At 46.7% G+C, this 22470-nt stretch carries 11 protein-coding genes; all 11 read right to left on the reverse strand.

What is annotated here, in order from left to right; all coding sequences use genetic code 11:
* Positions 1-288: 288 nt before the first annotated feature.
* Positions 289-1665, reverse strand: a complete 1377-nt coding sequence (locus DXD68_RS19195) for an NAD(P)/FAD-dependent oxidoreductase (protein ID WP_122363111.1) — start codon at positions 1663-1665, stop codon at positions 289-291.
* 203 nt (positions 1666-1868) lie between these two features.
* Positions 1869-3938, reverse strand: a complete 2070-nt coding sequence (locus DXD68_RS19200; RefSeq protein ID WP_122363112.1) for a transcriptional regulator — start codon at positions 3936-3938, stop codon at positions 1869-1871.
* 87 nt (positions 3939-4025) lie between these two features.
* Positions 4026-7244, reverse strand: coding sequence for a carbamoyl-phosphate synthase (glutamine-hydrolyzing) large subunit (carB, locus tag DXD68_RS19205; RefSeq protein ID WP_122363113.1), 3219 nt, complete (start codon positions 7242-7244; stop codon positions 4026-4028).
* A gap of 292 nt (positions 7245-7536) precedes the next feature.
* Positions 7537-8940, reverse strand: coding sequence for an O-antigen ligase family protein (locus DXD68_RS19210; protein ID WP_233577237.1), 1404 nt, complete (start codon positions 8938-8940; stop codon positions 7537-7539).
* Positions 8941-8943: 3 nt separating this feature from the next.
* On the reverse strand, positions 8944-9357 hold the full coding sequence (locus DXD68_RS24580) for a hypothetical protein (RefSeq protein ID WP_233577238.1): 414 nt from the start codon (positions 9355-9357) through the stop codon (positions 8944-8946).
* 167 nt (positions 9358-9524) lie between these two features.
* Positions 9525-12758 carry an efflux RND transporter permease subunit gene (locus tag DXD68_RS19215; RefSeq protein ID WP_122363114.1) on the reverse strand — a complete coding sequence of 1078 codons (3234 nt, stop codon included), beginning with the start codon at positions 12756-12758 and terminating at the stop codon, positions 9525-9527.
* A 12-nt stretch (positions 12759-12770) separates the two neighbouring features.
* Positions 12771-14249, reverse strand: a complete 1479-nt coding sequence (locus DXD68_RS19220; RefSeq protein WP_122363115.1) for a TolC family protein — start codon at positions 14247-14249, stop codon at positions 12771-12773.
* Positions 14250-14270: 21 nt separating this feature from the next.
* Positions 14271-17426, reverse strand: a complete 3156-nt coding sequence (locus DXD68_RS19225; protein ID WP_122363116.1) for an efflux RND transporter permease subunit — start codon at positions 17424-17426, stop codon at positions 14271-14273.
* Between the two features lie 129 nt (positions 17427-17555).
* The gene (locus DXD68_RS19230) at positions 17556-18644 is read right to left on the reverse strand and encodes an efflux RND transporter periplasmic adaptor subunit (RefSeq protein WP_122363267.1); all 1089 of its coding nucleotides are present in this window, start codon (positions 18642-18644) and stop codon (positions 17556-17558) included.
* An 85-nt stretch (positions 18645-18729) separates the two neighbouring features.
* The gene (locus DXD68_RS19235) at positions 18730-20550 is read right to left on the reverse strand and encodes an O-antigen ligase family protein (RefSeq protein WP_122363117.1); all 1821 of its coding nucleotides are present in this window, start codon (positions 20548-20550) and stop codon (positions 18730-18732) included.
* On the reverse strand, positions 20547-22469 hold the full coding sequence (locus tag DXD68_RS19240) for a discoidin domain-containing protein (RefSeq protein ID WP_122363118.1): 1923 nt from the start codon (positions 22467-22469) through the stop codon (positions 20547-20549). The genes DXD68_RS19235 and DXD68_RS19240 overlap by 4 nt, the downstream gene beginning before the upstream one ends.
* Position 22470 lies beyond the last annotated feature (1 nt).

The raw sequence follows: 22470 nt of genomic DNA on the forward strand, positions 1-22470 counted from the left end.
GACGTACTCGATACTGCCAAATGGGAAGGCCGTCTTGAAGGTCTTGCCGAAGGAAAAGCCGATGCTTTGCGTCAGACGGCAGTTAATATGAAACGTATGGGAATGCCGACAGCCGACATTGTAACCTGCACAGGGTTGTCGGTAGAGGAAATCGAGAAGTTATAGAAATAATTGAGCCTATCCGAACATAAGCTATCAAAATAACAAAATCCCCGGTCTCAAGGAACTGAGCCGGGGATTTTCTGTAGTTTGGCATTTGAATTATAGGGAGTTGTTATTTTTGGTCCGTTATGCGTAGCCGTTCAGCATTCCGTAGAAATACATCGGCTTTAATATGTAAACTTTCAGTAACCAGGCTGCCCATTGTTCTTTTGATGTGTCCAACATCGTGAACGGGAATGAAGTTGCCGGTTTTTTATCATAATCGAACTCGCACAAAAGCACGTGTCCATAGTCTGTAACGATCGGGCAGGCTGCATATCCGTTGTATTTCTCAACAGGTTCTTTGCCTTCCATCAGCGAGATCAGGTTCTTGGCAGCGATCGGCACTTGCATGCGTACGGCGGCAGATGTCTTACTGGTCGGTATGCCGGCTACATCTCCCAAAGAGACAATGTTCGGATACGTTTTATGTACCAGTGTCGTTTTATCGACCATCACCCAGGCTTCGGCAGCCAGCTTGCCTTCCGTCCATCCCAGTCCGGCTTCGCGAACGAAATCAGGAGCCGACATAGGAGGTGCGAAGTGGAAGAAATCGTAATCTTCTATGAAAGGAGTGATTACTTTTTCTTCTCCGACTGTTTCTACCTTTTCAAAATGTACTTGTTTGGCTGCTGTATCGACACCTTTTACACGCACATTGAGATTGATCGGAATATTGCGTTCCTTATAAATCTCCAGTAGACGGGGAGTATAGAAAGGAATATCATACAGCTCTTTGGATGCTGTGAAGTAATCCAGTTTAAGCTTATCCCGTGTACCCTGTTTGCGGCTGTAATCGTCTGTCAGCAAACAAATCTTTTTCGGTGCCCCTCCGCATTTGTGTTTCGTGTATGTATCGGTGTAGATACCACGGCCACCTGTTTTAGAGAATTCCTGGAGCGCTTTCCAGGTTTTTTGTGCACCTTCGAAATCATATATACTGTGAGCGTTTCCCACTCCCAAAGTATCGTGTGTAATCCCTTCTACCTTTTCCCAGTTTGTCTGCACTCCCGGAGTCAGGACCAGAAAGTCGTAAGCGACCTTTCCGTTGTTGTTAGTTGTTACCAGGTTCATCACCGGGTCGACTGCTGCAACCGAATCTTTAATCCATTTTACTCCGTCAGGAATACAGTTCTCTTGTTTTTTCCAAACGTCGTCCGGTTGATAAACACCGGAAGCTATCAAAGTAAAACCAGGCTGGTAGAACTGTCGATCGCTTGGATCTATCAGTGTGATATCCGGCTTATCCAGCCAGTGCATCAAACGTGCAGCCATACTGAGCCCGGCTGCCCCTCCACCGATAACTACGATCTTTCCTTTTGCATTACTTGAGAATGCGTGAGCTTTTTGTGTACCCACAGCGGTTGTAATTCCCGCTGCTGTTAATATTTTGAGGAAATGGCGGCGACTGATTCCCTGCCTTTCCAATTCTTCCAGTTGTTCTTCCAGATCGTGTTTCATCATGCCTATAGAAATTAAGATTCAATTGCACCGGCAAAGGAAGTACATTTGGAAATACATCAGCTAAAAAAGACTACTACACTACTTGCACAAATGATGTGTGTGGAGAAAAAGAGTACATCAGGGCTTTCTCATGGCTATTACAATAGAGGTTAAGTGTTTGATATATACGTTCTTGTGAAAACGTCAATTCTAGAAAATACTTTTTAGTAATTCATGAGGAAATCGATCAGATTGGTATCGCTGTCAAGGGACAGGCGCTTTCTTAAACGGTACCGTCGTAATTCTATCGCACGTACTGATACGTTTAACAGGGATGCGATTTCTTTTGTGGAGAGATTCATACGGAGCAGGCAACAGATACGTAAGTCTCCGCTCGTTATATCGGAATATTGTTGGCGCAGCCGGTCGATGAAATTCTGATGTGCGCTGTTGAAATGTGTTTCGAACAGTACCCAGTCTGCCTGGTCGTTCAGCGATTCTTCCATCAGGTTTTTCATACGGTTGTAGAGTTTGTTCGGATAACGGTCACCGAGTGTTTCTTTCTGCTGTTCCAGTTCGTCCAGCAGTTTCTGTACGGCCTGGTTTCTTTTTACCAGCGCGGAGGTCTGTAAGGTGAGTTCGTTATTCTTGTTTTGCAGTTCAGCTTCCAGCATCCTGCTTTTCATCTGCTGGATCTTCTGTTCTTCCGCCTGTCGTTTGGCTTCCTGCTTGCTCTTCTCTTCCCGTTGCAGGTTTTTCAGATGATAACTGAGTGTATATTTACCGATCAAAGCGATGGATATGATATAAAGAAGCCATGCCCATATCGTATTATACCAGGGAGGACGGACAGTGATCGGGACGGATATCTCCAGATACGGCCCTTTTACCACATATTTGCGGATTTTGAGAATGTATTTTCCCTCCGGCAATTGCAGGAAAGATATCTCCCCGCCTTTTTGCCAGGGTGACCAGGTGGATGAAACACCTTCTATCATGTAACTGATCTGATGGTTCGGAGTGAAGATCGTGCTTCCGACATAGATGGAAAATTCCTGGAAATTGTAAGGAAGGGATATCTTCTCCGTATTGACTGGCAGGTGGTGTACGCCGTGTTTGTCGATGTATTTTATTTCAGAGATCTGCAGAGGCGTACCGGGTCCCAGGCTGCCTTCTATCAGCTCACGTATATTGACCAGCAGGATGCCCTGCATGGCTGATATCAGATGAAGTGAATCATTCAAAGGATATATCTTCCGGTCCCTGCTCACCATGTTCATGTTGTAATTGTTGAGCAGCAGACGGCATTTCAATGTCCCTTTTCCCGAGTCGTTATGGAAAAGGCCGGCTTCGTTTTTGAAACAGAGCCAGTACATATTTTCTCCGATCGGATAGATTTGTTCCGCATCGGCAAACTCTCCTAACGATTCAGGGTCATTGAACACGTTCCCTACGCGGAGCGAGTCGAATACGCTGTTCTGCGGTAAGAGATGGAACGTTTCTTTCTTGATGTCGACCGGCTCAAAATTATCGCCGCCGCTTAATGTCCTTTTGAAATATCCTACATTGGTCTGGATATATAATGTGTCATTGAATAATGTGGCGTTTTTCAGTTTCCCTATCTGGCTGCGTTTGCCCAGCATAACGACAGGAGGTTCGAATGTTATTTGCGAGATGCCGTTATCGAAAGCGATCCATATCTGTTGCGCATCCTGGATACAGATGGCACGCACGATGTTGTCGGGCAATGACTGGTCGTGGGTTGACAGATGTCGTAAAATGGTTCCGTCGGGACTGGTAATGTATAACCCGTTATTGGTCGTACCGATGAAGTACAGGTCGTTTATCGTGGTAAAGACGGAAGGCTGGGCATGCAATATCTCGTCAGGGAGAATGAACGGGATAGAGACAGGAGGTTCTTTGAATTTGACTTCTGCCGGTATTTTGGAAAGTTTCTGGTAACGCATCACCCCGAGGTGATCGCGGGTCCATCCGCCGAAAGAGCTTTCGCTGATCGTGTAGATCGTATCATTGAGGAATGTAACGCCGTTTATAATGGATTTGTCGGGAGTTTCGTAATGCTTCCAGGTATTCCCGTCGAATGTAAGCAGCCCGGAATTGTTGGCTACGTAGAGTACACCGTCGGATGCGACGGATAATCCCCAGTTCTGACAACTGGCTTTATAATCGTCTACCGTAAAGTTTTTAATGAATAAATTAGGGACGGCTACCGAGGCATGCACAACGAAGAATGTCAGCATGAATGTCAGGAACAATATCGGTAGTCTGTACATAGGCACGAATTAAAATTAAACATGTAGAGACAGAGTAAATCCCTGTCTCTACAGTATTATGACCACAAATATACTAAAAATATTTGCTTATTTGTAATCCTGCCAATCTTTGATTTGGATATCTTTTACATCCATCGTACAGAATGCTTCGATAAATGCGCTAGCCAAACGTGCGTTGGTAATCAATGGAATATTATGGTCGATAGCAGCACGGCGGATCTTGTAACCGTTGGTCAGCTCGCGTTTGCTATGATCTTTCGGGATATTTACAACCAGTTCGAATGTGTGGTTGCTGAACATATCCATGATATTCAAGTCTCCCTGCTCATCCGGCCAGCATACGGCTGTCGCTTCGATACCGTTGTCGTTCAGGAATTTAGCAGTACCTGCAGTACCGAAAATCTTGTATCCCTTAGAGCTCAGCATGCGGCAAGGTTCCAGCAGGTCTACTTTACTCTTTGCTGCACCTGAAGAAACCAGGACATTCTTTTTAGGAATGTTGTTGCCTACGGCGATCATGGCAGACAGCAATGCTTCGTTGAAGTCGTCGCCGATACAACCTACTTCACCGGTAGAACTCATATCCACACCCAGTACAGGGTCTGCCTTGTGCAGACGGGCGAATGAGAACTGAGAAGCCTTTACACCGATCCAATCGATATCGAAAGCGCTCTTGTCCGGTTTTGTATAAGGAGCGTCCAGCATGATGCGGGTGGCAGTTTCGATGAAGTTGCGTTTCAGTACTTTTGAAACGAACGGGAAACTACGTGATGCACGCAGGTTACATTCGATTACCTTCACGTCGTTGTTCTTAGCCAGGAACTGGATATTGAACGGTCCGCTGATGTTCAACTCCTTGGCGATCATCTTGCTAACCTTCTTGATGCGGCGTGCTGTTTCGAAGTAAATCTTCTGAGCCGGGAATACCAGTGTAGCGTCACCGGAGTGAACACCGGCAAACTCGATATGTTCGGAGATAGCGTATTCAACCACTTCGCCGTTCATCGCTACTGCGTCGAACTCTACTTCTTTGGCTCCCTGCAGGAACTCGGATACAACCACCGGATATTCTTTAGATACCTTAGCAGCCAGATCCAGGAATTCGATCATCTGTTCCTTGTTGTGGCAAACGTTCATGGCAGCACCTGAAAGTACATAAGAAGGACGGATCAGGATCGGGAAGCCTACCTTTTCGATGAAGCCGTCGATCTCTTCCATACTGGTCAACTCTGCCCATGCCGGCTGGTCGATACCCAGTGTATCCAACATGGCTGAGAATTTATGGCGGTTTTCAGCGCGGTCGATAGACAGCGGAGAAGTACCCAGTACCGGCACATTCTGACGATACAGCTTCATTGCCAGGTTGTTCGGGATCTGTCCGCCTACGGATACGATCACACCCTTCGGCATTTCCAGGTCCATTACGTCGAGTACACGTTCGAAAGAAAGTTCGTCGAAGTACAGACGGTCGCACATATCGTAGTCGGTAGAAACCGTTTCCGGGTTGTAGTTGATCATGATCGACTTGTAACCCAGCTTACGTGCAGTCTGTGCAGCGTTCACCGAACACCAGTCGAACTCTACGGAAGAACCGATGCGGTAAGCACCTGATCCCAGGATCACCACGCTCTTGTCATTCTTATAGTAAGGGATATCATGTTCGCTACCGTCGTATGTCATATACAGGTAGTTAGTCAGTTCCGGATGTTCCGAAGCGATCGTGTTGATACGTTTTACGCTCGGCAGGACACCCAGTTTCTTACGCAGGTTACGTACACGGATGTTTTCTTTTTCCATGTTGCCTTCCGGATTTTCTACATAACGTGCAATCTGGAAGTCGGAGAAGCCCAGGCGTTTAGCTTCTTTCAGAACATCTTCGGGCAGATCTTCGATTTTGTTGTATTGAGATAATACTTTCGTATAATCTACGATGTTTTTCAAACCGTTCAGGAACCACGGAGTGATCTTTGACAGTTCGTGGATACGTTCTACTGTGTAACCTTCTTCCAATGCTTTTGCAACGGCGAAGATACGCAGGTCGGTCGGGTTGGCCAGTGCATCGTCCAGGTTGTCGAATTCCAGGTCGTTGTTTCCAACGAAACCGTGCATACCCTGTCCGATCATACGCAGACCTTTCTGCATAATCTCTTCGAAGCTCTTACCGATCGACATGATCTCGCCGACAGACTTCATGCTTGAACCGATCAGGCGGCTTACACCAACGAACTTGGTCAAGTCCCAACGCGGGATCTTCACGATCATATAGTCTACTTCCGGAGCTTTATAAGCAGAGTTCGGAGTACCCATTTCGCCGATTTCATCGAGGCTATAGCCTAATGCCAGCTTGGCAGCAACGAATGCCAGGGGATAACCGCTTGCTTTGGAAGCCAGTGCAGAAGAACGGCTCAGGCGGGCGTTTACTTCGATCACACGGTAGTCGCAAGTGTCGGAATTGAATGCATATTGGATGTTACATTCGCCCACGATACCCAGGTGGCGGATTGTTTTGGTCGACAGTTCTTTCAGCAGATCCAGTTCCTTGTCTGTCAGAGAGCAGGTAGGAGCCACTACGATACTTTCACCGGTATGTACGCCCAGCGGGTCTACATTTTCCATGCTTACCACCGTGAAGCAATGGTCGTTCTTATCGCGGATTACTTCGAATTCAATTTCTTTCCAGCCTTTCAATGATTCTTCTACCAGGATCTGTGAAGAATAAGCGAAAGCGCTTTCAGCCAGCGTGCGCAGCTCTGCTTCGTCTTTGCAGATACCGCTACCCATACCTCCCAGGGCATAAGCAGAACGGATCATTACCGGGAAACCGATCTTGTAGGCAGCTTTCACTGCATCTTCCATCGTTTCAACAGCCTGGCTTATCGGAGTTTTTACGTCGATTTCATTCAGTTTCTTTACAAACAGGTCGCGGTCTTCTGTATACATGATAGCTTCAACAGAAGTACCCAGTACCTTTACACCATATTTGGCGAGTGTGCCGCTGGTGTATAACTGAGTTCCGCAGTTCAGGGCAGTCTGGCCACCAAAAGCCAGCAGGATTCCGTCCGGTTGTTCTTTTTTGATTACTTCTTCAACAAAATACGGAGTGATAGGCAGGAAGTACACCTTGTCTGCTACCCCTTCGGATGTTTGAATAGTTGCAATGTTCGGATTCAGCAATACGGTACTGATACCTTCTTCTTTCAGTGCCTTTAATGCTTGTGAACCAGAGTAGTCAAACTCTCCGGCCTGTCCGATCTTCAGGGCACCCGAGCCCAGAACAATCACCTTTTTGATTCCAATTTTCGACATAGTAATTGGGTTGTTTTGTTTATTAATTGATTTTATAGAATGTTATACCTTAACTGATCGCCGCTGCGGGACACAAAAAAAATGCGTTAGTAAAAATAACCAACGCATCTTATATTACCAAATGATAATCCCGTAAAGTAAAGAAATGAGCTTCAATGTCCGGCGTTAAACCGGAAATAAACATCGGATTACACTTATGTATCTTATTCGTCATGAAACTCTTCCTTGCAAAATTTCGGCAAAGATAGGGGATATAATTTAATTGTGCAATAAAAATGAAGGAATCATGGCTTTAAAATGACTGCATTTGAAGAAGCTGATAGGCCTCTTCTTTCATTCGCTTGATTGTATCACTGTTCACTGCCGGTTTCTTTGTCAGTACGGAATGAGCTGCCAGCCGTAATTTCTCCGGATGGTAGTAGTCTGTTTCTGCATACAGTTTGGTCAGCCGATAATATGTTTCGATCTGTTCCGGTAAGATATGCAGGCATTTCAATAGATATTTCTCCGCCTGTTTGTAAAGTCCGAGTTGCTGATGGCTTTCTGCCAGGATATAATAAAATTCAGGATCGGCACTTAGGCGGATCGCCCGGCGGCTCCAGACGATAGCGTCGGAATATTGTCCGCATCGCATAAAGCACCTGGATCCTTCCTGCAGGAAGGCAACCTGATGGGAGAGACGGGGGTACAGGCATAGGTATCCTTGTGCCGCTATCTTTTGCTCATCTTTTTGTCCCAGTGCCCGTACTATTTTCCATTCTTTGTATGGTTCGTAATAGCCCCGCTGTCCGAAGAACAAGGTACAAGCGACTAATGCAGCAAATGTCCCGATATGCGGGCAGTTTTTGGGTGAAGACTTTTCTGCCTGTTCAGGGCGCGTGACACACATGGCTGAAAAGAAAATGAGCAATACCCAGAATGACGGTAGTTGCAGCGGATACGAATACATGGAGAAGAGCAGCAGCGCCAGCATTCCTCCGGTAGAGCCTACCTGTTTGTTCTTTAATCCGTAATACAGGCAGAAGCCTATCCAAAGAGCGAAAAGGAGTAACCCGATCACTCCCAGTTCAAGTCCCAGTTGTAAATAGTCATTATAGGCGAATTTAGGGCAACCGGCAGCCATCAGTTCTGTTTCGGATGCTTTTCCCGATGTGAAATATTCGGCTTGTGTCTGAGCGAATAATGCAGGAAAGCCTCCCAGCCCCGTACCTGTAAGAGGTTGGTTCAGAATGGCCTTGGTCGTTACGTTCCACATCAGCATCCGGTTGGCGGATTGGTCCGGATGGAAGATACCGCCCAGTGTAGGGAGGAAAGAAATAACCAAAAACAGGATGATACCCCCGAGAATTACGGTCTTGTTGTGTCTGATCACTCTCTTTTTCAGTAACGCCCATCCGGATTTCCGAAGGAAGAAAACCCAGCAACAGGAAGCTCCGGCAGCCAGCCATGCCGGTCGGCTGGCACCTCCGGGGAGTGCGATCAGAATAACTCCTATGGCAAAGACTGCCAGATAGAACACCATGGTTCTAAATTCCCACCAGGCCATCTTGTCGCAGTCACGGAATCGCAACGCTAGGTTGAGGCAGACAGGAAGGATGATCGCCAGATATCCGGAGAAAGGTGTCGGATTGAAAATAAGTCCGTCCGCCTTGAGAAGCGGGTGGGCTGTGGAGTCCGACCCGTATAAATGCCCCATTCCTCACATGGCTTCAAATATGCCCGTACATATAAGTATAGACATAAAAAAAAGCCTGAGTTCGGAATGGTTCTGCAGAATGGCACGCAGCATGAACCATAAAGTGCCCAATTGTCCGACAAAGAGGAGTCTTTCCGGTTGAGGATTCAGTTCGCGGTCATAATTGAACAAAGTCAGTCCGATAAAAAGCAATAAAAGGCCGTCGGGTAATGAAAAAGTAAAATTACTTTTTTTTACGGTGGTTTCCATAAACAGGACACTGAATGCTAGTAATAAAATAGAGAAATGAAACCAAAAAATCTTTCCGGTAATGGTTCCTTCTGCAATTTCCGGATTGGCAGCAAACACGATGCATAATAGTAACGCCCCACTCGTAGAGAGGGATAATAGTCGTAGATACTTAAATAAAACTTTCATCTTTAATTTATTTTAGGGTGATATCGGACTCTTCATCGTGGACTTTTCAGCTCCTGCATAAAACATTTAAGAGATAAGAAGGGTTTGGATAATTAACAAATCGTCCAGGATTATCACAAAATTAGGAAAGAAAAACAGTTATTGACGGTTAATTCTTTACAAGATGGTCATTTCTTTAAGGTGAAGATTGGCAGGTATATGAAGATACCCAGGATGGACATAGTCAGCCCTCCGATAGTGCCGGCTGCCAGTGGAAACCAGAACGCTTCTTTATCGGGGCCTAGCATAAACGGGATGAATCCCAGTATAGTGGAAATTACAGTAAGGAAAATGGGTGTTATTTTTGCATTCCATGCTTTCAGGTAAATTCTCCATGCCGGCATTTTAGGTTTGGCTTCGCGCAACTGGTTGAATTCGTTTAAGATGTAGATACTGGCATTGACCGTGATACCGCATAACAGGACGAACGAGGCAAAGCCTCCCTGGTCGAAATTGAGTTTGAACCAGTAGAATGTCAGAAACACGCCGATATAGGAGATCGGGATCACGAAGATAACCGCCAATGGCTGTTTCAACGAGTTGAACAGGATACTGGTGGTAAAGAAAATGATCACGATAATTAGTAGCAACAACAGGTATTGTTTATTGTCTTTCGTGTTCCAGTTCCAGTAGTAACTGTCCGCTTTGGCTGTATATCCCATGGGGAGCTGGGCATTGAACTCTTTCAGTTCACGGTCCCGGATTTTGTTCCCCTGGTTGGACGCTCCGATATATTCATATTGGAGACACAGGCGGTATTGTTGGTTCACTTTGGCTACTTTCTGAGGCATCTGGCCTTTCTCGACGGTAGCCAGTTCTGACAGTTTATAAGGTTTGCCTTTAACGGTCTGGGGTACATACTGCATGCTCCAGACATCATAGTCTGTGGCTTGCCGCGAACTGAGTTTCAATTTCTCCGTTTCATTGTCGACAACGATCGTACCACTGTAGATATCTTTTCCGAATACAGGATTGATAGAAGCGAACAATTCGATCGGCAGGATGTTTTCCTGTGCCATCCGTGCTTTGTTCAGATTGAAGTAAAACTCCTGATAATCGTCTTTCCACCACGAAAATTCGGAATTGATAAGTACTTCCTTGATACGCCGGTAGGTGAGGAGCCGTCCTTTCAGACGTTCCGCCCATTCGTACAATTCGTCATAGTTGTATCCGTACATTTCAATACGGAATGAACCGGCACCTTCCCTTACGTCATTACTGAATCCCTGGTCCTGAAGACCGTATACTCCCCAGCTGCCGCCTCCCAGTTCCAACGCTTTACTGATGATCTTGCTTTTCAGCGTATAGGGGAAGCCGCTTCGTTCCGCCGCTTTGGTGAAATAGATGCGTATGCCGGCCTGGCGCGCACTGTATATACTTGTCTGGAACTGACGGATATCCTTAAAAGTGCTCAGATAGGCTTCCATGCGTCCCATCAGTTGATTCATCTGCTCCAATGTTGTCCCGTTCGGCATGGAGGCGGTGACTGAAAGGACCGTCTCGTCGTTCCGGGTAAAATAACTGCCATTGTACACTTTTTGTACGAACAGGCGCAATGTTCCTCCTAATGCCTTGTCGATGACCGGTTTTACTTTTTCTTTATAAGTATCATCGGAAACGAACTTGTTATATTTTTCTATGAGTAAAGAGTCTGTGGCTGTATATACTTTCTCTTTATCGTCCATCTCGATCTTTTCCGGCAACAGGAAGACCGGCAGTCCGAAAGCCAGCACCAACACGACGCATGCCGTCTTTTTCCATCGGCAGAGGAAACTGATCTGTGCCTTATAGTACCGGTTGAAATAAACCGGGAACCGTCTGATCGCTCTGTTGCCCCATTTCCGGAACCGAGCAAAGCGAATTGTCCGGGCTTCAGCCGGCAAAGCGGCTTTTGGCTTTGCACTTTTCTTCTTTCCCAACCCTAGTTTCTCGATCAGGGCCGGCACAAAGAACAAGGCGATGGCCAATGATACCGCTAGATTGATGATCACTACGGCGGCGAAATCCTGCAGGTTCAAACGTATCTTTTCATCGAGGAAGAAGATGATGACCAGTGCCCCGATAGTCGTTAATGTGGCGGTCAGGATGGAAAGGAACGCTTTCCGGTTGTGGCGGTTACGTATATGGTCGGTCATCACGATCGTATTGTCTATCACCAGGCTCAGCGAGATCGTGACACCCGCCAGCGAATAAAGCTGCATCTCCAGTCCGGCGAGATAGAAGAAGATAACGGCGATACACAGATTCACACTCAGGCTGACAACGATCAGAAACAGATAACGTACATTCCGGGTGATCAGTAAAACAAACAGCAACAGGATCAGGATGGTAAGTCCGGTACGTATATATATCTTGTTCAGCTCCTCCCGGATAAACTCCGTTGCATCATAACTGGTGTGTATCTCATATCCTTGCGGTAATAACTGGCGGATATGCTCTATCTCCTGTTTCACCTGCTTGGCAAGTTCCAGCTGGTTCGCGGTCTCTTCCGCCCGGATAGACAGATAGATGGAGTTCAGCCCGTTGATGCGGTAATAACTTTGAGGAGCTTCTTCCTGTCGGGTCACTTTCAGCAACTGGTCCAGGCGGATCAGTTTTCCTTCTTTTCCGGTCACGGTGATACGGGAAGCGTCGAAGCCATTCTGCACACCCTCCGGTATCAGGGCAAGGCGTATCCATTCTTCCTGCTCGTTCGTATTCATGTTTCCTGTCCCCAGGAACTCCTTCTGATAGTATTGGTTGATGGCCGTCTGAATGTCCCTGGTGGTGATACCGAGCGAGACGAGTTGCCGGCTATCGTATTCCAGCCGCCACTCCATAGGTGTCGCTCCACGTACGTCGATCCGGTAGATACCCGGGATACCGGCAAGCCGCGGCTTGATCTGATCCTCGGCAAACCGCTGGATAAAGATCGGAGTTGCCGCCGCATTCAATGTATAGGTCATGAATGGCCCCGATTCTTTATCATCCGGACGGCTCATCTCCAGTATCGGATAGCTTAATCCGTCGGGCAGGCTGGGCCAGGTCTGGCGGACGATCGTGGATGCTTCGAAACGGGCTGCATCGATATTCGTATGTTTGTCCAGCTCCAGTGTTATATATCCCGAGCCGTTGGCAGAGGTGGAGTTGATCTCCTTGATCCCTTTGATGCGTGCCAGCATCGATTCCAGCCGCGAGGTCACTTCCATCTCGATCACGCGTGCCGAGTTACCGGGCATGCTGTAGCTGATAGTCAGCCGGGGCAATGTGCGTGAGGGAGACAGCTTGATCGGCAGGAGGGGAATGAAAGCCAGCCCTGTCAGCGCCACGCAAAGAAAGGTGACGATGATCGTAAAGGATGATATCTTAGGAGATGCACTCATTGAATCTGTTGCTTATAGTCCGTGTGTGAAATCAAATTCCCGGGCAAGCGATATGCCTGTTTCGAAATCATGTAACGTCAGTTTCCGTATTTTGAAATAACTCAGCCAGTAATTCTGCAGGGCGGAGATATAGTTGCGCTGCGCTTCCTGCTGGCGGTTCAGCGATAAGGTCAGGCTGCTGATATCCGCCTTTCCGATCATAAACCGCTGCTTGGTCTCGGCATAAGCCATGAGGGCCAGATCCAGCGCTTCTTCCGCACTGGTGATCAGGTTTTGCTGGATATTGAAATCGCCGACTGTCATGATCACATCTTCCTCTACCGTCAGTTCTTCCTGGCGGGCGGATATCTGTGTTACGTTGAGGTTGTTCCTGGCGATATTATGTTTCCCTTTTCGTACACCCCAGTCGACGAGAGGGATAGATACAGAGACGGAGACCATGTCTTGTTGCAGCGGGTCGCGGTATGCGTTACTCAGTTTAGTCGCAACCTGGTTGAATCCTATGCTGGCATTGATAGAGGCATTGAACATGGCCTCTTTTTTTGTCTTGTCTACTTGTTGTTCGGCTTCAAGCACCTGCTGTTTGGTGTCGAGAAATTTCGGGTTGTTTTCCCGGGCAAGTGTCAAAGCTTCGTCAACAGAAATCTGCATATCTTTCGGGCGTCCCGGCAGATTCAGCCGTATTTCCGTGTTTTTGTCGAAGTTGAGGAAAGAAGCGAGGCTGAACATTGCTCTTTTCAGAGATATCTCCGCGTTTTGTAATGTGTTACGTGCGTTGACGGCATCCAGTTTCAATGTCAGCAGTTCTGCTTTGTTGATCGACGCAATCTTATGACGCTCCTGTCCTGTCCGGTATAAGGTATCGGTTGACGCTACATTTTCTTTGGCCAGATCATATTCCGCCTGTGCCATGGCCAAGGCAAAAAAGTAGCTGGTAGCTTGCTCGCTGATATTTTCAATATTGTACAGTAATTCTTTTTTCGCCTTCTCATATTTTAGCGGCTCGATTTTTCGCTCCCATCGGAAGGGATTATATCCCAACAGGCTTTGGTTGTAACCAATCCGGATCGGTACAGTCGTGAATTGGTTATAGGCATTATCTCCGAAATTACGCATATATCCCAAATCCGAGTCCAGATAGAACGTACCTCCCAACAAGTCAAAATTTTGTTTGATGGAGAGACCGCCATCCGCATAATAAGACTGTTGTTTTCTGTAAACATCGATATCATTCTCGGAATCATATCGTCGTGTAATATCCCGATAATACTGTGCAGGTGTCAGGTTCAGTGTCAGGCTAGGCAATCTCCCGGCTTTGAATGTCCTGTATTGCCAATATCCTGCCAGAAACATATTCTTTGTCCTGAATGCCTCCAGCGAACTGTCCGCCGCCAACGAAATCGTCCGTTCCAGCGACAGCGTGAGAGGCTGGGCGAACAAGCTTCCGGAGTTGAGTAATAGAAACAACAATAATAACTTATATATCTTCATAACGGCATTATATATAATTCGTTAAACTTCTGTTTGTTTTTCGGGGAGCACTGCGTTCAGGTCGTGCTTGCGGTAAATGAACCAGTAAACCAACGGGATGATGAACAAGCTGACGGCTGTACCGATCAGCATGGCGGAGATCATGGCGATGGAAAGCGGTTTTTGCAGTTCGCTACCCATGTCGAACGAGAACAACAACGGCACCATACCGAATATGGTCGTCAGCGAGGTCATGATGATGGGGCGCAGACGGCGGCGGCCGGCTTCATGGATCGCTTCCATCAGCGGTACGCCCTCCTTGCGTAACTCATTGATCGCATCCAGCTTCAGGATGGAGTCGTTGATAATGATACCGCAGGTCACAACGATACCGATGGCACTCATCAGGTTCATCGTATGTCCACAAATCCAGAGTACCAGCAAAGAAGCCGCTACGTCGATCGGAATTTCGATCAGCACGATCAACGGTTGCAGGAAACTCTCGAACTGTGCAGCCAGGATAAAATACATCAACAGGATAGAGATCAGCAGGATCACCACCAACTCGCTCAACATCTGTTTGTTGGAGAAGAAACTGCCGGAGAAGTCTATCTCCCATTTCTGTCCGCCCATCTTTTTCACTTCCTCCATCAACGGCTCTGCTTTTTTCACTTCATAGAAACTGAACGGGATATATTCACCGTTCTTTCCGGCAGTGATTGTCTTCAGGTCTTCCCCCTGTGTTACCCGTACCAGCGATTGCAGCGGGATATACTGGCTCTTTCCGTTTTTATCCTCCAGCGTCCGTACCAGTGTCTGTTGCAGAACGTCGTTCACCGTCTTCCCATCACCGGCAAGAGCGATCGGCAGGTATTGCTGATAGGAGCGGAGAGTCGCTACCTCGTTCTCTTTGAAAGCCGTTTTCAATAAACGGTAGACCTCGTTGTAGTCCACATTATAAAGTAATAGTTTTTGCCTGTCGATGGACAGGTTCAACTGATTGTCGAAAGCCACCCCGACCGGAGCAATACCGGTAGAAGCCTTCATCTGCGACTCCAGTTTGTGCAGGGACTGGGCTTCCGGAGCCTCCGCCTTGTTGCGCGCATAAAATTCGGCAACGATATCGGCTTCGCCTGTCACAAACAACTTCTCGAACACCGTTATCGGCGGTGAAAAAGAAAATACCGCTTCCGGATAGTTCTTATCCAGCCATTGAGTGATCTTTTCCTGCAAAGGAGCTATGGCGGACGTATTTTCCGTCTTGAAATACAATTCGGCTTCCGATGCCGACAGTTCCCTGTCACGGTTCAGCAGGAACTGTTGCTGTCCGACATATGAAGTATATTCCTGCACATCGCCGGCAACCTGTCCGAACAGTTTGTCCACCCGTTCCCGGTTCTCGTCGATATGTATATTTTCGTTCCATTCGATATGGGCGATCAACTCATTCTGGTCGATCTCCGGCATCCTGCTTTTGGGTACTTCGTAAAAGAGTAAGACACATAGCGGAATGGTTACCATAATAAACACCACGCACCCCTTCTTATGGCGGAACACAAAATCAACTCCTCCATCATAAAAACGGTCCAGCGTATGTTCCTTAATCAGATTGTTGATTCGCAGATTAAATCCTGTATGCTTGACATCCGGAATGCTGTACACCAGTTTGTAAAGCACCGGAAGCAACATAATACCCGTGAAATAAGACACCATTAACCCTACTGTAACGGCAAACGCCTGGTCGTAGAAGATCGCTCCGGCGATACCGCTCATAAATATCAAGGGTACAAATACGGCTATGGTTGTCAGGGTAGAACTTAACATAGGTGTAATTACTTCGGAAGTCCCTTTATTACAGGCTTCTTCCAGTGTATAGCCCTTCGCCCGGTATTGTGAAATATTTTCCGTCACAATAATCGAACTATCTATCATCATGCCCAGTGCCAGAATCAACCCGGAAAGCGAAATGATATTCAGTGACATTTTAAATGTATAGAAAAAGAGGAAACTGACCACCAGGCTGACTACCATACTCAGGCCGATCACCGCCGGGCTTTTGATATCTCCCAGGAAGAGGATCGCCACGATACAGATAAAAAGGAAACCGAGCGACAGGTTCTGTTTCAGGTTGGAAATGGTATAATCCAGCAGCTCCGTCTGGTTGCGGCTGATACTGAAATCGATATCCGGATAAACCGTTGCGAAATAGTCCGTTACTTCCTGCAGCGCTTCTTTCATATTATCCATATTCTCGTCCGCCTGTTTGATAACGGCCAGTGTAACCGCCCGTTTCCCGTTTGAGAGGGAGGCACCCGTTTCCTTTTCCGGCACTACCGCCACTTTAGCCAGTTCCTTCAACTGGAAGATACGGTCGTTTTTGCGGATGTAGATGTTCTCTACATCTTCGGGGGTACGCAGCAAAGTCGAGAATTTGATGTTGTATTCATAATACCCGTCCCGCACGGTCATGCTTCCGGGTTCGATATTGTTCGAGTTCAGTGCCGTCTCCAGGTCGTTCAGCGTGATTCTCGCCATTTCGAGCATCTTGATATCCGGTACGATCTGCAACTGTCGTTTCAGCATACCCGTAATATCCACCATCGCCACTTCCGGCAGCTGTTCGATACGCCGTTTAATCACCGTTTCGGCAAACTGGCAAAGATCGAGGAAAGCAGCTTCGCTTTCAGTTGGCAGTTGACGGTTGACGGTTGACAGGTGAGGATCTGTTTTCGAACTGTCCACTGTCCTCTGTCCACTGTCAACTGTTTTTAAAGTTAGGTTCAGGCAGAAGACAGGAATATCGGTGGCACTTGCCTTGATCACCCGCGGGCGCTCTATTTCGCGTGGCAGATAGTTCATAGCAGCGTCGATCTTCTCGTTCACTTCAATGAATGCCAGGTCTGTATTCGTCCCGAAGTCGAAGCTCAGGCGGATGATACCCGCTCCGTCGCGTGTTTCGCTGTGTATATCGCGCAAGGCAGCTACCTGCATCAGCTGCTGCCGGATCGGTTTGACAACCGTGTTCTCCAGTTCGCGGGCCGATGTATTTTGTCCCGATACCTGTATGGTGATTTCCGGTATCGCAATATCCGGCAACAACGATACCGGGATGGTAAAGTAAGTCACCAACCCCACGATAAAACAGACCGTGAAAGCCATCAATACCGCGATAGGACGTTGTAATAAGAATTTAACCATAACTTTATAGTTGACAGTTGACAAGTGACAGTTGACAGGTGGAGACACCGGTGGATGTCGCTTGTGTTCTATGTTTTATATTTGTTTATTCATCGGGGCTATTTATTGTGTTGAGCTAACTGTCAACTGTCACTTGTCAACTGTCAACTTCTCGATAATCGTTACCGGTGCCTCATGTGCCAGATTGATATTACCGCTGGTAATAACGATATCATCCTCTTTCAAACCATCTGCAATCGTATAGCTGTCTGCGTTTTCCAGGCTGGTATGCACATAAGTCCAGTATGCCTTTGTCTTTGTACTGTCCAGCACGAAAACCACCTGCTTTCCTGAACGCAATACCACTGCTTCTTTCGGAACGACCAGCTGTTTACCCAGCGAACGGTGAATGCTGACACGTACGTTCATGCCTTCAAACAGCTTGCCTCTGTCTGTCACGGCTGCTTTCACCTGCACCATGCCGTTTTCATCCACCAGCGGATTAATTTCGGTGATACGTCCTTCCGCTTTGGTATCGTTCAGGGCAAAAGGAGTTACCTCCACCCGGTCGCCGTTCTTTATCAGAGGCAGTTCATTTTCCAAAACGGTGAATGCCGCTTCCAGACTGCCCGGATCGATGATCGTGCAGAAAATATCGGAAGTGGAAGCCGTATTATATTGTTTGGCAAACAGGTTGGCTACGATACCGTCGAAAGGAGCCGTCAGCACGGCGTTCCGCTCTTCATATTCGGCTAGCCGGTATTGGATCAGTGCCTGATCGTAACCGCTCTTTACCCGGACGAGCTGCATGGTAGCAGGGGGAACCTTGGCTGAATCAGCCAGTGCATATCCCTGTCCGATCAACACATCCTGCAGTTCCAGTTTGGCACGTTCCAAAGCATCTTTAGCCGTAGCTGTTTTGTTCTTCAGTCGGAAAGTAGATAATTCCGCAAGCTTCTGTCCTTTGGTGACCCGGTCGCCGTTCTTTACATGGATCGCAGCGATCGGTTCAGCCGATTCGAATCGCAGGTCTACATGACGGCGTGCCGACAATTTGCCGTTGCTGATCAGCTCGTGGTTGAAGTCACTAGCCTTCAGTGCCATCACCGTAACCTCGTTGGTTTCGTCCGGTAAAACCGTTTCGACGGATTCTTCTCCTGCGCTTCCGTCTTTTTTTTCACCGGAACAGGCAATCATTCCGAAAAGGAAAAGTATTGCCAACATATTGTAGTATTTCATATTCATATAAGCTATGATTCGATTTTCAATTTCCAAATATACAAATTATTTGTTACGGAATAATCGTAATGTGTATATAAATAAACTAATTACGATTATTCCGTATGTTTTTGAGCATGTTTTTAACTTCCGTTCTCATTTCGCGGATGGCAGTGCTTTCCACTTTCGGCTCTTTTTTCAGTACGGCATCAGCCGCTTTGATAAACTTATCTTCCTGAAAGAAAGCTTTTTCCGCATAAAGTTTTGTCAACAGATAATACGGATAGATCCGTTCCGGCAGAATTTCTATCGCATGTAGCAATAAATTCTCCGCTTTCTGATAATTTCCCTGCGATTGCTCATTTTTCGCAGCCATATAATGTATCATCGGATCACCGCTCAATAGCATTGCCCGTTCCAGCAACCGGTTCGCATCAGCAAACTGTCCCGTCTTACTCAGACATTGTGCCGCCTCGAACAATAATTCCGGCTTATGTCCCAGTAGCGGCATCAACTCCGTATATCCGTCGCCAGCCGCTTCATACGCCTTACTGGTATATAGCATCTTCAACGTATTCCATTTCTTGTACCCCTGATAATACCCTTTCTGCAGTCCGAAAATCCATCCGCAGCAAATGGTTATCCCTCCGATTATAGCAACAGAGAGTATCTTCTTCCCTGCCGGAGAGGGGGTAGGGATAACCCCCATCAAGATCACCAACACCACCCAAAACTCCGGCAACTGCAACGGATAAGACGCCAGGCTGAACACCATCAGCGCCAATATCCCCCCAGCTGCCCCGACCTGCTTGTTTTTCACCCCCTGGAACAAGGAATAACCTAACAACAATATAAAAACCGTTAAACCCACAATCCCTTGTTCCAGTCCAATCTGTAGAAACTCATTAAACCCATATTCCGGGCATCCCGCCACCATCTTCTCTGTTTCCGAAGCGTTCCCCGAGCTAAAATACGCAGCTTGTGCTTCTGCATAAGCCGTCGGAAATCCCCCCAGTCCGGTGCCGGTCCAGGGCTGTTCCATGATAGCCTGTCCCGTCACTTTCCATAAAAGTAACCGGCCATCGGCGGAATCCTTTTTCAGCAGGTAAACGCCCGCCAGTGCACCGGCTATGGAGATCAGTATCAAGATGGAAGATAGTATAGATAAGGTCCGGTTTTTGTGTATGTATTGTTTTGCTTTTTCCCATCCTATCCGTTCTGTCCAGTAAATCCAGGCACACGAAACAGTCGCCGCGATCCATGCTGTCCGGCTCATCCCGGCAGGCAGCACAACGACGATTGCCAATAAGGTGATCCATGCCAGATAGTACAGATAAATCTTAGCTTGCCTCCATCCTTCTTTTTTACAGTCGGCAAACTGCAGGATCATCCACAGGCATACAGGTAAAACCATAGCCAGATACCCCGAATAGGGTCCCGGATTATAGAAATCTCCGGTCAGCCTGAACAGGGAATGGTTAGATCCTTCCAGACCGTGTAACTGTCGCATGCCCGAAACCGCTTCTACCAGTCCGGTCACAACGATCCCTGTCAGGAAAGCCAATCGCAGTTGCGACCATCCGGCAAACAGGAACCGCAGCAGGAACCACAATAGGACCAGTTGTCCGCCGAACAGCATTTTCTCCGGTTCCGGATCGAGGTCCCGGTTATAAGTAAGTGCAACGATAGCAGCCAAAGCCAAAACCATTCCGTCTGCCACTGAAAAAGCAAACCGCTTTGCCGGTTTTGTCAGCACGGCTGCCAACAGGCTGCATACCGCCAGGAACAACATGGCAAGATGGAACCAATGGACTTTCCCTGTGACCAATCCGTTTGCCAGGCTGTTGTCTGTGGCAAACACGGTGCACAGCAGAAAAATGCCGCTGGTGACTAACAATGAGTAACTTATATATTGTCTGTATTTCATAGATCAACGTTAAATAGTTGTTTCCCACCTTTATATATAAATACCTGTTCCTCCCGTCCTTTGGTTCGATTGCGCAGCCATAGCAAACTTTTATCCGGCACCAGATACTCCAGCTCGTGTCTGGTTGCCGTCTGAACTCCAAGTGATTTCCAACCGTTTGTACCGTCCTGATAGAAGAGTTCATATTTATCCCCCGGCCAAACATAATTGTCATCATTCCGTGGAGAAAACACAATTTTTTGAATAGGAGTAATTTTCCCTAAATCATATGTGATAAAACAGGCACTATCTTTTGAAGAAAAATAACTTAATATGTCCCCATCTGTAATATTATCCAGTGAAGCGGTCGGTAATGGGTCATTCATTCTATTTAGATGTAACGACTCTTTTCCGGTAGAATCGGCAAAAACAGCCAATTCGGCAAGTTCCATAATATTATCCGGCGGACCGACATAACGTATATATCTGTATTGTTTATTTATATCCGGCGGAATAAGTTCGTAATAGTTTGATCGGAGAGTATCATTGAATCGGAATAATAGATCTGCCTGTGAAAAGTCTTTATACAGACTGGCTTCTATCTGAGAACCGATGATTCCCCGATGTGGAAAATCCTTGTAACCACCACATACTGACATTTTCCGCTGAAGAACAGCCTTTTTCAATTTATTGACATCCGGTTTCAATATATAGTTTTTCTTTTTGGTATAAATAAACGGATATCCTACTGCCTGATGATTTTGTCCGTCTGAAACCAACGGCTGGTAAATTATATTTGGTTCTAAATTCTTAAAAGTTACATTCCCTTTATTATTAATTGCTATATCGACAGGGATCCATCCGCTTGGACTGAAAACTCCCAGATAAATGAAATCTTCAAAAGCGGACTGTACAGAGAGAGAAACTTCATTTTCTCCGTAATAATTGGCTGTTACATCTTTTATAAAACGATCTCTGAATAATGCCGGCACTTTTTCATCAGCTGTTATTCCGGAGATAGACTCTTCCTGCAGGCCAAAACAGTATCGGTAGACTTTCCCTTTTTTCCTACCGTCAGTTCCCGGGTTCGTGCGGGAAGCTTCGAATTCATTAAAACCGAACTGGATAAACTTTCCAGTCGTATCGCGTAGAGTTGTCCAGTAATGCGGGTGTTGATATTCGGGTGAATAAACAAAATATTCACAGGCTACGGGAATACCGCAGGCGCGCATGGCATAAAGTGTGACATCGCAGGCTTCCCTGCAGAAGCCTACACGATGGTAGAACAAAAAATCAGCACTTTGGTGAGGTATACTAAAATCCGTATCCCAACGATAATAAACTTTTTTCAAATCTTTATCGACAGCTTTACAGGCTTCTATCACATCATCTCCCTGGTAGGCGGAATCGAGTATGGCTGTATAATAGTCATGATATAATTTTCGCCATGACGAGAGTGGTTCATCTCCGATACGATAAGGAAGTATCAGTTCGCAGAAATCATCGAATCCCAGACTCCGGTTCCATGGATATTTTTTCCATACATCGAAGGCCAGGTCGATATTTTCAATCAGATAGTCTGCAGTGATTACTTTTGCATCATATACTTTCGGAAGCGAATAAAAAGAAACCCGTTGCCATTTTTCAATCACATCTTTCGAAACAACTTCTCCTTTATCTTTTTGTATCAATACCGGTTTGATGGAATCCAGTTGCCACCCCTCATATCCATACCATCGTGGCATATTGCGGATCAGGAAACGGGCCGCTTCCAATTTCTCCGGATTGTTTTCATAATGTGTTAACACTTTCTCCAGTTCGCCCCGGTTTTCTCCGGCAAACAGGAGAGCTTGTTCCAAACGTTTGCTATCCGATGAATTGCAAGCCATTAGAAAGATAACGGTAAATATGTTTAATCCAATAATAAATAGACTTTTCATG

This window comes from Parabacteroides sp. TM07-1AC (assembly GCF_003480915.1).
Classification (GTDB): Bacteria; Bacteroidota; Bacteroidia; order Bacteroidales; family Tannerellaceae; genus Parabacteroides; species Parabacteroides chongii.

What these genes read in the sequence shown, in the direction of transcription:
- DXD68_RS19240 (WP_122363118.1), bottom strand. Translation starts at nt 22,469, where the DNA reads ATGAAAAGTCTATTTATTATTGGATTAAACATATTTACCGTTATCTTT.
- DXD68_RS24580 (WP_233577238.1), bottom strand. Translation starts at nt 9,357, where the DNA reads ATGAAAGTTTTATTTAAGTATCTACGACTATTATCCCTCTCTACGAGT.
- DXD68_RS19220 (WP_122363115.1), bottom strand. Translation starts at nt 14,249, where the DNA reads ATGAAGATATATAAGTTATTATTGTTGTTTCTATTACTCAACTCCGGA.
- DXD68_RS19210 (WP_233577237.1), bottom strand. Translation starts at nt 8,940, where the DNA reads ATGGGGCATTTATACGGGTCGGACTCCACAGCCCACCCGCTTCTCAAG.
- DXD68_RS19225 (WP_122363116.1), bottom strand. Translation starts at nt 17,426, where the DNA reads ATGGTTAAATTCTTATTACAACGTCCTATCGCGGTATTGATGGCTTTC.
- DXD68_RS19200 (WP_122363112.1), bottom strand. Translation starts at nt 3,938, where the DNA reads ATGTACAGACTACCGATATTGTTCCTGACATTCATGCTGACATTCTTC.
- DXD68_RS19215 (WP_122363114.1), bottom strand. Translation starts at nt 12,758, where the DNA reads ATGAGTGCATCTCCTAAGATATCATCCTTTACGATCATCGTCACCTTT.
- DXD68_RS19230 (WP_122363267.1), bottom strand. Translation starts at nt 18,644, where the DNA reads ATGAAATACTACAATATGTTGGCAATACTTTTCCTTTTCGGAATGATT.
- DXD68_RS19235 (WP_122363117.1), bottom strand. Translation starts at nt 20,550, where the DNA reads ATGAAATACAGACAATATATAAGTTACTCATTGTTAGTCACCAGCGGC.
- DXD68_RS19195 (WP_122363111.1), bottom strand. Translation starts at nt 1,665, where the DNA reads ATGATGAAACACGATCTGGAAGAACAACTGGAAGAATTGGAAAGGCAG.
- carB (WP_122363113.1), bottom strand. Translation starts at nt 7,244, where the DNA reads ATGTCGAAAATTGGAATCAAAAAGGTGATTGTTCTGGGCTCGGGTGCC.